Source organism: Streptococcus sp. 9903, from assembly GCF_013276625.1.
Classification (GTDB): Bacteria; Bacillota; Bacilli; order Lactobacillales; family Streptococcaceae; genus Streptococcus.
The window spans coordinates 1-913 of sequence record NZ_VMLI01000042.1; the positions used below are offsets into that span (position 1 = coordinate 1).

General features: G+C 41.3%; 1 protein-coding gene. It reads left to right on the plus strand.

The window, feature by feature from the left end:
* The coding region (locus HT696_RS10475; protein ID WP_173283620.1) for an IS30 family transposase at positions 1–913 on the plus strand (913 nt) is incomplete at both ends.

Here is a 913-nt window from a genome sequence, read left to right on the forward strand (position 1 = left end):
CGGTGAAACATTCAAAGCTATTGGACAATCCATTCTAAAAGACCCAACTACTGTTTCCAAAGAGGTCAAACGAAACAGACAAGTCCGAGAGTCTACAGGCCATAACCTTCCTTGTCCTTTACTAGACAAAGCTACCTTTGTCTGTAATGGATGTCCTAAAAGAAGACAAAATTGTGGCTATAAGAAGATCTTCTACCTCTCTAAACAAGCTCAAAAACAATACGAACAAACTCTTGTAGAAGCTCGTGAAGGAACTCCCCTCAATTCCAAGACCTTCTGGGAAGTGGACAAAGTCATTTCTGATGGAGTTAAAAAGGGACAACACATCTATCATATCCTCAAAACTCATAACCTTGATGTCAGCTCCTCAACTGTATATCGACATATCCGAAAAGGATACCTATCTATCGCTCCTATTGACCTAGCCAGAGCCGTTAAATTCAAAGAAAGACGGAAACGTAATCTCCCCTCCATTCCTAAAGAAGCTAAAAAAGGTCGCTCCTATGAGGATTTCCAAAACTATTTAGCCCTTAATCAACTAGACTCTTGGCTGGAAATGGATACAGTTCTGGGAAGGATGGGAGGGAAAGTCCTACTCACCTTCAATCTATCTTTCTGTAACTTTATCTTCGCTAGACTTCTGGATAATAAAACTGCCCTTGAGGTTACCAAACACCTCTATGACATCAAGAACACTCTTCATCAAGCTGACAAAGATTTCTGTCAACTCTTCCCTGTCATCCTGACAGATAATGGAGGAGAGTTTGCCAGGGTCGATGATATCGAAATGGATGTGCGAGGAGAGAGTAAACTCTTCTTTTGTGACCCTAATCGCTCTGACCAGAAAGGGAGAATTGAGAAAAATCACACGCTGATTCGCGACATTCTACCTAAAGGAACTTCTTTTGACAAC